Annotated in this window: 14 protein-coding genes and 2 pseudogenes; 14 read left to right on the forward strand and 2 right to left on the reverse strand. The window is 64.2% G+C overall.

Annotated elements, in window-relative coordinates:
- Window positions 1-165 precede the first annotated feature (165 nt).
- The 10 genes and pseudogenes from QZ656_RS09195 (at window position 166) to QZ656_RS09240 (ending at window position 8,024) form a co-directional block, all read left to right on the forward strand.
- Complete coding sequence (locus tag QZ656_RS09195) at window positions 166-1,041, forward strand: bile acid:sodium symporter (protein ID WP_291993096.1); 876 nt, start codon at window positions 166-168, stop codon at window positions 1,039-1,041.
- A complete protein-coding gene (locus tag QZ656_RS09200; protein WP_291993097.1) occupies window positions 1,031-2,746 on the forward strand; it encodes an FAD-dependent oxidoreductase in 1,716 nt (571 codons plus the stop codon). Before QZ656_RS09195 ends, QZ656_RS09200 begins: the two co-directional genes overlap by 11 nt.
- Before the next feature lie 411 nt (window positions 2,747-3,157).
- On the forward strand, window positions 3,158-3,301 hold the full coding sequence (locus QZ656_RS09205; protein WP_291993098.1) for a hypothetical protein: 144 nt from the start codon (window positions 3,158-3,160) through the stop codon (window positions 3,299-3,301).
- Between the two features lie 14 nt (window positions 3,302-3,315).
- Window positions 3,316-4,092: an ABC transporter ATP-binding protein gene (locus tag QZ656_RS09210; RefSeq protein WP_291993099.1), complete on the forward strand. Its 777-nt coding sequence runs from the start codon at window positions 3,316-3,318 to the stop codon at window positions 4,090-4,092.
- Window positions 4,089-4,970, forward strand: a complete 882-nt coding sequence (locus QZ656_RS09215) for a metal ABC transporter permease (protein WP_291993100.1) — start codon at window positions 4,089-4,091, stop codon at window positions 4,968-4,970. The genes QZ656_RS09210 and QZ656_RS09215 overlap by 4 nt, the downstream gene beginning before the upstream one ends.
- 12 nt (window positions 4,971-4,982) lie before the next feature.
- Complete coding sequence (locus QZ656_RS09220) at window positions 4,983-5,939, forward strand: metal ABC transporter substrate-binding protein (protein ID WP_291993101.1); 957 nt, start codon at window positions 4,983-4,985, stop codon at window positions 5,937-5,939.
- 222 nt (window positions 5,940-6,161) lie between these two features.
- The gene (locus tag QZ656_RS09225; protein WP_291993102.1) at window positions 6,162-6,503 is read left to right on the forward strand and encodes a hypothetical protein; all 342 of its coding nucleotides are present in this window, start codon (window positions 6,162-6,164) and stop codon (window positions 6,501-6,503) included.
- A 129-nt stretch (window positions 6,504-6,632) separates the two neighbouring features.
- Window positions 6,633-6,926: a BrnA antitoxin family protein gene (locus tag QZ656_RS09230; RefSeq protein WP_291993103.1), complete on the forward strand. Its 294-nt coding sequence runs from the start codon at window positions 6,633-6,635 to the stop codon at window positions 6,924-6,926.
- 149 nt (window positions 6,927-7,075) lie between these two features.
- Window positions 7,076-7,288, forward strand: a pseudogene (locus QZ656_RS09235) (alkaline phosphatase PhoX); the annotation flags it as partial.
- Window positions 7,289-7,409: 121 nt separating this feature from the next.
- Window positions 7,410-8,024, forward strand: a complete 615-nt coding sequence (locus QZ656_RS09240; RefSeq protein WP_291993104.1) for an alkaline phosphatase PhoX — start codon at window positions 7,410-7,412, stop codon at window positions 8,022-8,024.
- Here the strand turns inward: QZ656_RS09240 and QZ656_RS09245 are convergent, their stop codons facing one another.
- Window positions 8,025-8,672 carry a sigma-70 family RNA polymerase sigma factor gene (locus tag QZ656_RS09245; protein WP_291993105.1) on the reverse strand — a complete coding sequence of 216 codons (648 nt, stop codon included), beginning with the start codon at window positions 8,670-8,672 and terminating at the stop codon, window positions 8,025-8,027.
- A gap of 307 nt (window positions 8,673-8,979) precedes the next feature.
- Between QZ656_RS09245 and ald the strand changes: the two genes are divergently transcribed.
- On the forward strand, window positions 8,980-10,098 hold the full coding sequence (gene ald / locus QZ656_RS09250; RefSeq protein WP_291993106.1) for an alanine dehydrogenase: 1,119 nt from the start codon (window positions 8,980-8,982) through the stop codon (window positions 10,096-10,098).
- Window positions 10,099-10,185: 87 nt separating this feature from the next.
- Window positions 10,186-10,317 (forward strand): annotated as a pseudogene (locus tag QZ656_RS09255) (IS3 family transposase); the annotation flags it as partial.
- Window positions 10,318-10,441: 124 nt separating this feature from the next.
- On the opposite strand, the gene QZ656_RS09260 reads toward QZ656_RS09255, so the two are convergent.
- Window positions 10,442-12,031, reverse strand: coding sequence for a carbohydrate porin (locus QZ656_RS09260; RefSeq protein WP_291993107.1), 1,590 nt, complete (start codon window positions 12,029-12,031; stop codon window positions 10,442-10,444).
- Between QZ656_RS09260 and QZ656_RS09265 the strand changes: the two genes are divergently transcribed.
- Together QZ656_RS09265 and QZ656_RS09270 are read left to right on the forward strand one after the other, a co-directional pair.
- A complete protein-coding gene (locus QZ656_RS09265; protein WP_291992010.1) occupies window positions 12,010-13,083 on the forward strand; it encodes a Druantia anti-phage system protein DruA in 1,074 nt (357 codons plus the stop codon). The two genes, QZ656_RS09260 and QZ656_RS09265, sit on opposite strands and share 22 nt — an antisense overlap.
- Window positions 13,047-13,796 (forward strand): ISAs1 family transposase, encoded by a 750-nt coding sequence (locus QZ656_RS09270; RefSeq protein WP_291991589.1) that lies wholly within the window; start codon window positions 13,047-13,049, stop codon window positions 13,794-13,796. Before QZ656_RS09265 ends, QZ656_RS09270 begins: the two co-directional genes overlap by 37 nt.
- Window positions 13,797-14,108: the final 312 nt, after the last annotated feature.

Below are 14,108 nucleotides of genomic sequence, written 5' to 3' on the forward strand. Positions count from 1 at the left end.
CATGTAGAATGACGGAGTTTGCTCGCGCTTGGCTGCTGCCGATGGCAAGTGCCGTTGGCCGCCCAGGCACATGCAAGCCGCATCGCGGTGAACCAGACGAGAACTGTTTCGGAACTCTGGCGAGCGCGCGCAAGCGGCGAGGGCACCGCGAATGGAAGACTGGCGATGATCGAAACTCTCGAGAAAGTCGGCGAACTGGCCGTCGTCACTTATGTTGTCAGCAGCATGCTGGTGATGGGCATGAGCCAGCGACTGCCTGATGTCGTCGCGCCGCTGCAGGATCCGCGCACGGTGGTCGTCGCGCTGGTCGTGAATTTCATCGCCGCGCCGCTGCTGGCCCTGCTGTTGGCGCGCATCGTCCCGCTGCAGCCCGCGCACGCGATCGGCTTGCTGCTGCTCGGCGGTGCCGCCGGCGCACCGTTCATCCCGAAGCTGGCTGAAGTCGCCGGCGGAGACCTCGCGTATTCGGTGGCGATCATGGTCCTGCTGATGATCGGGAGCATCGCCTTCATTCCGGTGGTGTTGCCCTGGGTCGTCCCGGGACTGTCGGCTGACCCCTGGAGTATTGCCAGGCCGCTGCTGCTCATGATGCTGTTGCCCCTGGCGCTCGGCTTCGTGCTCGGTGGTTGGTGGGCGAGGGCCAGCGGACGTCTCCTGCCTTTCCTGCGCAAGCTGTCGAGCGTCGCCTTCATGGTGCTGCTGGTGCTGTTGGTGGGGCTGAACATCGGCGCCCTGGTCGATACGATCGGCAGTTTTGCGATCGGCACCTACGGACTGTTCGTACTGGCCGTGGCGCTGCTGGGCTACGTCCTGGGTGGCGAGAATCCGCGCACGCGAAATGTCCTGGCGCTTGCCAGCGGCGAACGAAACACGTCGGCGGCATTGGTGGTCGCCGTCGAGAGCCTCAATGACCCGGCGGTGGTGGTCATGGTGCTGATCGGGGCGGTTGTGGGCCTGGCGATAATGCTGGCAACGGCACGCCAGATGTGCCGCCGCCTGAAGAAGATGAATGAATCCCAAGGAGATCAAGGTGGAAGCTAAAGACAAGAGTAGCAGGACGAAAGTCGTCATCGTTGGCGGCGTCGCTGGCGGTGCATCGTGTGCAGCCCGGCTGCGGCGCTTGGACGAGAATGCGGAAATCATCATGGTCGAGCGCGGGCCCTACGTTTCCTACGCCAACTGCGGGCTGCCCTACCACGTCGGCGGCGTAATCGAGAAGGAAGCCAGTCTGATGGTCGCGGACGCGAACACTTTCCGCGCACATTTTGCCGTCGACGCGCGCACTGGTTGCGAGGCGATCAGCATTTCGCCCGACCAGAAGACCGTCGAATTGCGAGACGTGGCGAGCGGCGAAGTGACAGTCGAGTCCTACGACAAGCTGGTGCTATCGCCCGGCGCGCCGTCGGTGCGCCCGCCGCTGCCCGGAATCGATCTGCCGGGGATCTTCCAGGTGCGCACCGTTCCCGATGCGCGGGCGATCCGCGAGTGGATCGAACGCGGCTCGCTATTCCTTACCGGCATGGACAAGTATTCGGGCTTCCAGACGGTCAGACCGAAGACGCGCGCGGTGGTCATCGGCGGCGGCTTCATCGGACTCGAAACGGCCGAGAATCTGGTCCATCGCGGCTTCGACGTCACCCTGATCGAGATGCTCGATCAGGTCCTGGCGCCGCTCGATCAGGAAATGGCGCGCATCGTCGAGGGTTTCGTCGAGCATCACGGTATCCGCCTGGCGCTCAACGACGGTGTCGCCGGCTTCCAGCAGGCCGCCAACGGTTCGCTCGAGGTGCTCACCCAAGCGGGCAGGACGCATCCCGCCGACATCGTTATTCTGGCGCTTGGCGTGCGTCCGGACACGGCGTTGGCCAAGGGCGCCGGCCTCGAAATTGGCGAACGCGGCGGGATCCGCGTCGACGAACAGATGCGTACCAGCAAGCCGGATATCTTCGCCGTCGGCGACGCCGTCGAAGTTCGCGATTTCGTCACCGGCGAGTGGAGCCTCATCGCGCTCGCCGGGCCGGCAAACCGGCAGGGTCGCATCGCCGCCGACGTGATTGCCGGACGCGACTCGCGCTTCCGCGGCACGCAGGGCACGTCGATCATCGGTCTCTTCGGCGCGGCGGCGGCCTGGGTCGGCGCCAGCGAGAAGTCGCTCAAGCGGCTCGGCGACAGTGATTACGAGAAGATCTACCTGTACCCGAATTCGCACGCCGGCTACTACCCGGGTGCGCGGCCGATCGCGATGAAAGTCCTCTTCCGGAAATCCGACGGACGTTTCCTCGGCGCGCAGGCGGTCGGCGAGGATGGCGTGGACAAGCGGATCAGCGCGCTCGCGATGGCGCTGCAGATGGGCGCAACGATCTATGACCTCGAGGAAGCCGAGCTGTGCTACGCGCCGCAGTTCGGCAGCGCCAAGGACCCGGTGAACTTCGCCGGCATGGTCGCCGCCGACATCCTCCGCGGCGACATGCCGCTGAGCCACTGGGATGCCGCCGAGGATGCCTTCCTGCTCGACGTCCGCGAGGCCGCCGAACTCGCCGTCGAGAACGTTCCCGGGGCGCACAACATCCCGATGGGGCAACTGCGGGCGCGTCTTGGCGAACTCCCGCGCGACCGCGAGATCCTGGTCATCTGCCGCTCCGGCCAGCGCGCTTACTACGCGACGCGAGTTCTTCTGCAAAATGGCTTCAAGGCGCGCAATGTCGCCGGCGGCATGCTGTCACGCGTGATCCTGGCGATGACTTGAGAAGCTTTGGCGGCAAGGGACGCGCGGCGTGGGCGGGGAATGGCTCGCGAGATCTATGCCGGGCCTGCCGAATCCTCAAGGCCCGCGGCCCGAACCTCGTAGCGTTGGCTGCAAACGAGCTTCCGGGGCGTCGACCAGGCCGCGGCCAAATGTCGAAGGGCGGCGCCAGCAGCCGCTGCTCGGCGCTTGGCGCGACGCCATTGCCGCTGTTGCAATTGCACGGCGAACGAGGCAACATTCGCCGCTCGTGCCAACGCTGATCGTGCCCCGGCGAAACGGTCATGACTTATCGAAACATCGCCCCGATCATGACAGTGATCACCGTCCCACGGCTTCGACGCCTCAGCCGAGCGAACACAGTGCGTTCGTGACGCGCGGACGCGACTTCCACGGTAGCCCCCAACCTTGCCCATGCCATCGCCTGCACGTCGGCGCTCGTCGCCCAGTGCCACCGTAGCCAACCCGGTTCTCTGCGTCAGCGCCGCGTCGCGCCTGTTCTGGGCGCTCGCTGCGCTGCTCATCCTGTGGACCAGCGTTCTCTGGGCGATCGTTTGAATTCGCGTCTATCGATGAGCCCTTCGTCGTCAACGTCCCGGGCTATCGTGCGCTTCGCCAACCTGACGCTGGGCTACAACCGTCATCCGGCGGTACACCACTTGCACGGCGAAATTGCCGCCGGCAGCCTGCTGGCCATCGTGGGTCCCAATGGCGCCGGCAAATCGACGCTGCTCAAGGGGATCAGCGGTGAATTGCGGCCGCTGCAAGGTAGCCTCGAGCTGCTCGGGGTGCAGCGTCGGCAAATCGCTTACCTGACGCAGCAATTGACGCTCGACAGCAGCTTCCCGATGGTCGTCCACGACTTCGTGGCGATGGGCTTGTGGCACGAGATCGGTGCCTTTGGCAGTGTGCACCGCGCGCTGCGTCGGCGCATCGACGCAGCCATCGATCTGGTCGGCTTGCATGGCCTCGAGAGCCGTCCGATCGGTGCGCTGTCGGGTGGCCAGTTGCAGCGCGCACACTTTGCCCGGGTGGTTTTGCAGGACGCGCCGCTGGTGCTGCTTGATGAGCCTTACGGGGCGATCGACGCGGCCAGCGTTCGCGACCTGGCTGCGCTGGTACGGCATTGGCACGACGAAGGGCGGACGGTGATCGCCGTCCTGCACGATCTCGAGCACGTCCGGCAGGAGTACCCCGAGACGCTGCTGCTGGCCCGCGAGATCATCGCCCGTGGCGACTCGGCCAGCGTATTGAGCGACGAAAATCTGTTGCGCGCCCGGCAGATCGCCGAAGGGGGCGGCGACGAAGCGCACGCCGCGATCTGCCACGCCAACCAGGAATCCGGATGAGCGAATTACTTGCCAATGTGCCGCTGCTGTCGCCGTTTGTCGAGTTCGGTTTCATGCGCCGGGCGCTGGCTGGCTGCCTGGCTTTGTCGCTCGGGGCGACGCCGGTCGGCGTCTTCCTGATGTTGCGCCGGATGAGCCTGGCCGGCGACGCGATGTCGCACGCGATCCTGCCGGGTGCTGCCGTCGGCTATCTGATCGCCGGGCTGTCACTGCCGGCGATGACGATCGGCGGGCTGGTGGCCGGGTTGAGTGTTGCCGTGCTGTCCGGCGGCGTGGCGCGCAATTCGGTGATCAAGGAAGACGCCAGCCTGGCCACCTTCTATCTGATTTCGCTCTCCGCCGGGGTGCTGATCATCTCCTTGCGGGGCAGCAGCGTAGACCTGCTGCACGTCCTGTTCGGCAGCGTGCTGGCGCTCGACGACGCGACGCTGTTGTTGCTCGCGGCGTTTACCTCGCTGTCGGTGGTGGCGCTCGCTCTCGGCTTGCGCCTGTTCGTCCTCGAAGGCTGCGATCCGGCTTTCCTGGCGCGTGTCAGCCGCCTCGGGCCACTAGCGCATTACGGCTTCATGGTCCTCCTGGTGCTCAATCTGGTCGCCGGTTTCCACGCCCTCGGCACGCTGATGGCGGTCGGCATCATGATCCTGCCCGCGGCCGCGGCGCGCCTGTGGGTGTGCAACATTGGCCCACTGCTGCTGATCGCCGTGTTGATTGCCATCGCTGGCTCCTTCGTCGGTCTGCTGCTGTCGTATTACATGAATCTGCCGGCCGGACCGGCGATTGTCTTGACGCTCGGTGGCTTGTACGCCTTGTCGCTGGCGCTCGGCACGCTCGGGCCCTTGGCCAGCCGCTGGCGGTCGGGCTGGCATTTTGAACGTTGAGGGCACGAGGAAATGAATAGGGAGACCTGGCGGGCGAGCGGCAAGGCCGTTGTGAGCGCGCTCTGCCGCGTGCTGGCGGGTGTGCTGTTGGGCATCGTCTGCCTCGGTCAGGCGGTGGCGGCCGAGCCACTGCCGGTGGTCGCCAGCTTCAGCATTCTTGCCGACCTGACGCGGCGTATCGGTGGCGAGTACGTGCAGGTTTACGCCCTCGTCGGCCCCGGCGGTGATGCGCACGTTTACCAACCGACGCCGGCCGACGTCAAGACCATCGCCCGCGCCAGTCTGGTGGTGGTCAACGGGCTGGGCTTCGAGGGCTGGATCGACCGCCTGATTCGGTCTTCGGGCTATCGCGGCCGGCTGGTGGTCGCCAGCGATGGCGTCAAGCCCTTGCGTCGGACGGCGAGCGATCTCGGCCCGCGTGCACGGGATGATCACGTCGCCGACGTCGATCCGCACGCCTGGCAGGATCTGGCCAACGCCCGCCATTATGTGAATAACATCGCCGCGGCACTGGGCGCCGTCGATCCGGCGAACAAGGCGGCGTATCAGGCCAACGCCGCCAGGCTGCAAGCCGAGATCAACGCCCTCGACCGTGATTTGCGCGCGACCTTTGCTGCGCTTCCAGTCGAACGGCGCAAGGTCGTCAGTTCGCACGACGCGTTCGCCTACTTTGCTCGCGCCTACGGAATCGCTTTCATTGCCCCGGTCGGTGTCAGTACCGACGCCCAGCCTTCGGCGGCGGCGGTGGCCGCGACGATCCGGCAGATCCGCCAGGAAAAGATCAGGGCGATGTTCATTGAAAACGTCAGCGATCCCCGTCTACTCGAACGGATCCGGCAGGAATCGGGCGCGGTGATTGGCGGTACGCTGTATTCGGACTCGCTGTCCCCGCCTGGCACAGCGGCGGACAGCTATCTCGGGATGATGCGGCAGAACGCCAAAACGCTCGCCGCAGCACTCGCCGACTGACGCGTGTTGCGGTATCGACACCGCGCTCGGCGGCCAAACTAAGCCCTTCCTGGCTTGCTCGCCGACCGCGGCGGCGCGCGGCGCTGTCATCAATTCGTCACACAATCGACGCATCATTCGCCGGTCTTTGCCAAGGCATCCAGCAACCGAGACGCAGCGCCCGGCCCGATCGCGCGGCGTGACTTGCTGGCTGCTTTTCCGCATCTTGCCAGGGAGCCATGAATGTTACTGCCAGCTACATCGTCCAGCGCCGAAGCGATTCTCGCCGCCGCCGAGCAACTCCGGCTTCGGAGGCTTGCCGCGACGGCCGCGGAGCCACCCGCCCGGAAGACCAGGAAAGCGCGCAAGGCGGCGAAGACCGTTCGTCGCAGCGTCCGGATTCCGAAGAGCGAATACCGCCAGCTCGCGCAGCTCAAGAAGCGTCTGGCGAGCGCGGGTGTCGACATCGGCAAGGGGCAGCTCCTGCGCGCCGGCCTGATGCTGCTTTCCTGTCTCGACTTCGCCGAGCTGCAAGCGACGATTCGCGACGTGATCGCGCCGGCCGCAGCGCTTAAAAACCGCTAGGCGAGATCTACCAGGGGGCAAGGGGTGCTGGCAAATCGCTACGCCGCACGCCCGAGCGGCTCGCTCGGCACGCCTTCGCTCACGGCCACTTCATTTACGGTGAAACGAATGACAAGAGAAAGCACATCAATGCCTTTGGCGTCCCGCGAGGAGCGCTTGCCAGCGGCTGCTGCGGTGGTCGCCGAGCGCGCGCGCGCTGCCGAGTGCCGCTTCGACGCAAACGATCCAGCGGCGGTGTTTCGGGCCAAGGCCGAAGCTCGTCTGCCAGGTCGTCGCGGACCACAAAAGAGACCGACCAAGGTCGCGGTAACCTTGCGCTACAGTCGCGAGGTTCTGGAATACTTCAAGGCGACTGGCGAAGGCTGGCAAACGCGCATGGACGAAGCCTTGCGCGAGTACGTGGAACGGCACCGGACGGCGTAGTAGCAGCTGCCGAATGCTTCCACGCAAGCGCCGGTCGGACGCTGCGCAGGGGCGATAATGGCGGCCTTCGCCAAGCCCTGGGAACGAAGCATGCCAATCGCCGACGAACCGACCAGCAACAACAGCACGAACACGACAGCCGTTTCGACGTGGCGACTGTGCCCAACGAGCCCAATCGTTTTGGCTGGGTCGTCGAAATCGATCCGTGGCAGCCGACACAGGCACCCGTCAAGCGCACCACGCTGGGTCGTTTCAAGCACGAAGGTGTGACCGTCGCGTTGGCCAGTGATGGCCGCGTGGTGGTCTACATGAGTGACGACCAAGCCTTCGACTACATCTACAAGTTTGTCTCGCGCGATCGTTTGACGCCACGAATTCGGCCGCCAGAGGCGCGCTGCTCGACGTCGGGACGCTCTACGTGGCGAGCTTCGACGCCGACGGCGAGGGGCACTGGCTGGCACTGTGGTCCATGGTCAGAACGGTTTGAGCGCCAGCAGCGGCTTTGCCGATCAGGCCGACGTGCTGATTCGCACTCGGCAGGCCACCGATGTCGTCGGCGCGACCAAAAAGGGACCGCCCGGAATGGATCGCCGTCGATCCGCGCAGTGGCGACGCCGCTGCCGGCCGCTTCGCCTGGGACGTGTCTTCGTACTCTGCGGCGACCCGCAGCAAGCAGACATGAACAAGCAGGGGACTATCAGGGGGGACGCGTTCGCTAGTCCGGACGGCCAGTGGTTCGATCGCGACGGGCGCTTGTGGATTCAGACCGACGTCTCGGGCAGCGCCCTGAACCGTGGCGACAACGCGAGATTCGGCAACAACCAGATGCTCGTCGGCGACGTGCGTAGCGGCGAAATCAGGCGTTTCCCGAGCGGGCCGAAGGGCTGTGAAATCACCGGCATCAGCGCCACGCCATACGCCCGCAAGCTGTTCGTCAATGTCCAGCATCCCGGTGAGGTCGCTGGCGGATCCGAGCCGGCGACACCCCTGGCCGGATCACGATGGCCAGCCAGCCAGTTTCCCGACGTCACCGGCGGGCGTCCGCGCTCGGCGACGCTGGTCATCAGGCGCCGCGACGGCGGCATCGTCGGCAGTTGATCAGCGGCGCTGGCCACTGCTGAACCATTGTTGATCGAGACACACGCGCAGCGCCATGCGCGCACGGTGCAGCACCACCCAGCAATTGTTGCTGGTCATCGACAGTTCCTCGCAGATTTCGCTGGTCTCCAGGCCGAGCATTTCGCGCATCATGAAGACGCGGCCCGTGGCCGGCGGCAGGCGGTTCAGGCAGGCGTCAAAAACCGCCCAGAAATTCCGGTTTTCAAGACTCTTTTCCGGGTTTCCCCAGTCCGAAGGGCGCGCGTCGCTTTGCCAGTGACCGTTGCCTTTGAACAGTGAATCGAAATCGGCGTCGTCGATTTCGTCCTCGGGGTGCTCGTAGATCGGCTCGCGAACGCGTCGGCGGATGATGTCGACAATCTTGTTGCGGAGAATCGAGAACACCCAGGTCTTGAGCTTCGCCCGTTCGGCAAAACGATCGGCACCCTGGAGTGCGGCGAGCATCGCTTCCTGGACGGCGTCCTCGGCGCTCGCCTGGTCGCGTAATTGCAATACGGCGAAGCGCAGCATCTCGCGCCGAAAGCCCGCCAGATCGTCAGCGATTGTCGCCGCGGCTGCCGGCAGTCCGGGACTGGCGCCGGTTTCGGATGGCGAGCGGTCGCAGCGGCCTGAACCCCGAGCGATCATCTGGCGTTATCGTCGGCAATAATCATGGTGAAGTGGCAGGTGGGGCACGGTGGTGGTCTCGCCAGGAATGGTGCCGCGCGTGCGGCGGTCGTTTTGCCGCGGCTTCTTGAGGGCTGCGGCCGCGACGGCCGCGCAGCGGAGCGCTGGCGTGACTGGCAGTTTATACGCAAGCGAGCAGTGGCGATAGCGGCTTGGCCGAGCGCGTTGCCGGACGCGGACGGCGCGCAGCAAGGCGCGCGAAAGAAGCGCCTTGGATCCGGATTTGGCATAAGATTGGCGACCCCGAAACCACATTGAGGAGACAGCGATGCACATTGGCGTACCCAAGGAAATCAAGAATCACGAATACCGTGTTGGTCTGACCCCATCGTCGGTTCGGGAGATGGTCGCGCACGGTCATCCGGTAACCGTCGAAACCGGGGCCGGCAGCGGCATCGGTGCCGCCGACGAAGTCTACGAAAAGGCTGGCGCGACGATCGCCGCAAGCGCCGCCGAGATCTTTGCCAACGCCGAAATGATCATCAAGGTCAAGGAGCCGCAGGCCGGCGAGCGCGCGATGCTGCGCGAGGGGCAGATCCTCTATACCTACCTGCACCTGGCACCAGACCCCGCTCAATGCGCCGACCTGGTCAACAGCGGCGCGGTCTGTATCGCCTATGAAACAGTCACGCAGCCCGGCGGCGGCTTGCCGCTGCTGGCGCCGATGTCAGAAGTAGCCGGTCGTTTGTCGATCCAGGCCGGCGCCTATTGTCTCGAGAAAGCGCATGGCGGCATGGGCATCCTGCTCGGCGGCGTTGCCGGAGTTCCGTCGGCGAAGATCGTCATTCTCGGCGGTGGTGTGGTCGGCTCGAACGCTGCCCAGATCGCCGTTGGTACCGGCGCGCAGGTGGTGGTCATCGACCGCAATCTCGACGTGCTGCGACGCATGGATCGACTGCTCGGCGCGCGCGTGATCACCGTTTTCTCGAACCGCGACAACGTCGAGCAGCACGTGCTGCGCGCTGACCTGGTGATCGGCGGCGTCCTTATTCCCGGTGCGGCAGCACCGAAGCTGATTACCCGGCAGTTGGTCGACGAGATGAAGCCCGGTTCGGTGATCGTCGACGTCGCCATCGACCAGGGAGGTTGTTGCGAAACGGCCAGGGCGACGACGCACGCTGACCCGACCTACATGGTCGGCAACGTCGTTCACTATTGTGTCGCCAACATGCCGGGTGGCGTGCCACGGACCTCGACCTACGCGCTCAACAATGCGACGCTACCCTTCGCGTTGCAGATCGCCGACAAGGGCTGGCGGCAAGCGCTGCAGGATAACGAGCACCTGCGCAACGGCTTGAACGTCGCCTTCGGCAAGGTCACTTGCCGTGAGGTTGCCGAAGACCTCAAGTACGACTATCACGATGCTCTGTCGGTGATTGCCGGCTGACGAGGCGCCAGCACCGAATCGACTGAAGAGGGCTGCGGGGCACGACGGCGTGCCTCGTTGCCTGCTGCCTGCAGGAGTCGAGCCCGGCGTTCGGTGGTGCATTCGGATCGGGGCAGCCAGTACGCCAGCGACGCCCACCGCATCTTGCTCGCCCGGCACCATCTGCAGGCCAGTGTGGCCCGCCAGGCCAACTACTTGAACAAGGCCGTCATGGAGCGCTGCTTGCGTCGTCGGCCTCGACAACGGCGCCCGCCTGCACTCGAAACTCGGTTAACTGCCGCTGAATGTCCATGACCATCAAATGGCAGAAAAACGCCCTATCCCGGCGTCGTGGTGTTGGTGTTCAAAATGCCAGCTGCAGCCGTGCGCCGGCGACTGTGGAGTCTGGCAGCGAAAGACCCGGATTGAAGATGCGCTGGACCACTGGCTGCACGATCACGCCGCGGGCGAGCTGCGCCTGGTAGCTTATTTCGACAACGGTTTCAGCGGTCGACGACAGCGCTGAGCCAAGATCGGCGGTCAACAGTTCGCGGCCTTGCGGACCGACGTGCGCGCGCGTCGCGGCGATGCCGAACACGTCGTCTTCGCGGCCGGCGAACACCCCCTGCCAGGCAATACCGGCACTGACCGAATAATCGATGTTGTTGGTCTTGCCGTCCGTGATGCCGTAGCGAATGAAGCCGGTCAGGTTGCGCTTGGAACCGGGCACCCGATAGAGGGTCTGTTCGCCAAGAACATAGGCGCCCCAGTGCGTCGTCGTCTGCGCATCGCCGGCCGCATCGACGGCCACCAGTTCCGGGAACTGCGGGGCAAAACGCCAGGCACCAAGCGCCAGCTTGCTGGTGCTTTGAAAGTCATCCGCGGCATCGCCCACGGTGGTCGCCGGCGCTGTCTCGCCGAACACGCCGAGTTCTATCGGACGCAGACCGACTTCGCCGATGACCATGCTACCGATGCCCTGTTGCCAGCTGATGTTAGGGCCAGCGGTCGCTGCGCGATCGCTCGGCAGCGCACGTGTGACGGCCAGCATCGCGTACCAGGCGGGGTCGGGATCAACGCGCAGGCGCGCCCCCCAGCTGCTGGTCGGATAGATCGACGGTCCGGCCAGGGTGCCGAAATCGCCCGCTTCGGCAGCCATCCCGAATGACGGATGGAGAAAGACGCCTGAGGAATTGGTGACGTAGAACTCGGAGTCGATAGGGTAGAGGCCAAGCCGCAGCGAAGCCTTGTCGTCAAGGAAGGATTGCTGCAGCCAGGCCCGGAAAATGCCGCTGCGGTTGACCGGCGCTTCGATGTTGTCCACGCCCATCAGGCTGCCGACATAGTTCAGGTTAACGCGCTTGCCGCTGTTGCTGATCAGCTGCAGGTAGGCCGATCCGCCCTGCCAGCCGAGCAGCCTCTCGCCGTCAAGCTGCAGGATCACGTCGACGTGGCCCATGTAGCCGCCACCGCGTTTTAACCCACCGCTGTTGTTGCGCAGGTAGTCAGCCGTATAGAGGAGTTCGAGCTCAATGCCGGCGTCGTACAGGCGCTGACGTGCGCCGCCCCAATCGCCGCTGAGGGTGCTTTCCGACCAGTTTGGCGCGACGCGGTCTGCTCTCTCGGCGGCGGTGGCCTCGCGCGCTGGTCCGCCGTCGCCTTCCCGGGGTTCTTCTGTCCCCCCGAACACCGCCGGGTCATGCGCTGCGGCCGCTTGCGCTGCCGAAACTTGCGCGAAAAGAACAGCGATGAGCAACGCGCTGTGCGCGGCTCCGAATGTGTGCCTGGCAATGTACATGTTTCTTCCAAATAAAAGAATGAGCGCCAGTCTCGCGCAACAGGGTGGATTTGTCCTCTCAGGCAACGCACGGGCAATCAAGCAGTTAGTTCTTCCCCCTGGACATCTGCGCCGGAAGTCCGTATAAATGGCGCATGGAAAGCGTTCTTGGTGCATTGCGTGTTCGCTTGGTGGGCAAGAGCGAAGAGGCTCGCTATCGGGAGTTGATGGCAGAGCATCACTACCTGGGCGACCTGGCGAAGATCGGGCACACGCTTTGGTACGTGGCCACCTACGGCGAAAAGTGGACGGCCCTGCTGAGTTTCTCTGCGGCGGCCTGGAAATGCGGCGTTCGTGACCGCTGGATCGGCTGGGACTATCGGCATCAGTACGATCGCTTGGGCCTGGTCGCCAACAACAGTCGCTTTCTGATCCTTCCCGATTGGCATTACCCCAATCTCGGCTCCAAGGTGCTCTCGCTGTGCGAGCGACGGGTCGCCGAGGATTGGCAGGCGCATTTCGGGAAGCCGCTGTTACTGCTGGAGACCTTTGTGGACCCCTCGCGCTTCCAGGGGACCGTCTATCGCGCCGCGAACTGGACGCCTCTGGGGCTGACGCAAGGCTTTCGCCGCACCCGAGAAGGCTACAGCGCCCACCCGACGTCGCCCAAAGTTGTCTTTGTTCGCCCCTTGCAGGCGGACGCTCGCGGCCAACTTTCCCGCTCGATACTCAACCCCCGCTATCGCACAGGAGCGCCCAGGATGATGCTCACCGCCGAACAGATGCGCACGCTTCCCGATTTCTTTGCCGGCATCGCCTACCCGCGGCGCGCGCAAGGAAGGCGTCACCCCCTTCCTGCCGTTCTGGCCATCGCCACGGCGGCGGTCTTGTGCGGAATGCGGGGCTACAAAGCCATCGCCGGGTGGGCCAAAGACCTCACACCGAAAGCACGCGAGCGTTTCCGCTGTCGTCGCGAGAAGGGCGTTTACCGCGTACCCAGCGAGTTCATCATTCGTGACGTCCTGATCCGTGTCGATCCCATGGCGCTCGATCAAGCGTGTCAGCAGTGGAACAAGGCCTATGCTCAAGACGACCCCAGTCTGGCGGTCGACGGCAAGACCATGCGCAATGCCCATGACGAGCACGGTCAGCAAGCACACATCATGAGCGTGGTCGGGCATCAGACCGGCGTGTGTCACACCCAAAAAAAGTCGGCACCTTGCCCGTAAATGGCGGGGACGAGCTCAAGCAGACCAATGAAATCGGGATGTTCATACCCCTGCTCGATGCGATCGATATTCAGGGCAAGGACATCACCGCCGACGCGCTACTGACACAGCGCAAGCTGGCGACCTACCTGGTGGAGCGCAAGGCGCACTATCACTTCACGGTCAAAGGCAATCAGCCAACACTGCAAGCCGATATCGCGCTCCTCTTCCAGGATCGGAAGGGGGCAGACTTCGTGGCGGTTTCGCCACCTGACCATGGTCGGATCGAGACTCGGCGTATTTGGTGCAGCAATGCCCTCAACGCCTATCTCGACTTCCCGTATGTCGGCCAGGTGTTCTTGATCGAGCGCGAAGTGCTGCACAAGAAGAGCGGCAAGCGGACGCACGAAATCGCTCTCGGGATCACCAGTCGCCCTCCAGAACAGGCCAGCCCACAGCAAATCCTCGCCATCAATCGCGGCCATTGGTCGATAGAGAACCGCTGTCACTACGTCATCGACTGGAACTACGACGAGGACCGTAGCCGTATTCGGACTGGTTACGGACCCGAGAACATGTCACGCCTGCGCCGCTTTGCCGTCGGAATCCTGCACCACTTCTCCGACGGCAAAACCAGCATTTCCGAAAAAATGCGCCACCTCAACCGCAACATCCGATTGGTCTTCGACTACCTGCGCATGACCAAAAATTCTACAGGCCACGTATCACCTTGATCCCGGCACGAGAACAAATTTACCGTGTCTCGCGCAATACGACCCTGATCAGGGCTGCTCAAGCACTGCCCAAACCCAAAGGAACTGGTTGTTATTGTAGATGAGAAGCATTCGCATTGGAATGTTCTGGTGAAACTTTCCTCATCAGGCCGACCGCCGCCAGGAAGATGCGGCCTGCCGCGCCGCTTCTCGTGCCGCACCGTCTCGGCTGTGCTCCGCAAGGTCAGGCTGGCAGTCCGGGCGAGTTCTCTTCCGACGTGCAAGCTCGCCGCCACCGTAACCCCAGGCGCTTGCGGAATCGCGCCAGCGAAA

This window comes from Candidatus Accumulibacter sp. ACC003, assembly GCF_907163085.1.
GTDB lineage: Bacteria > Pseudomonadota > Gammaproteobacteria > Burkholderiales > Rhodocyclaceae > Accumulibacter.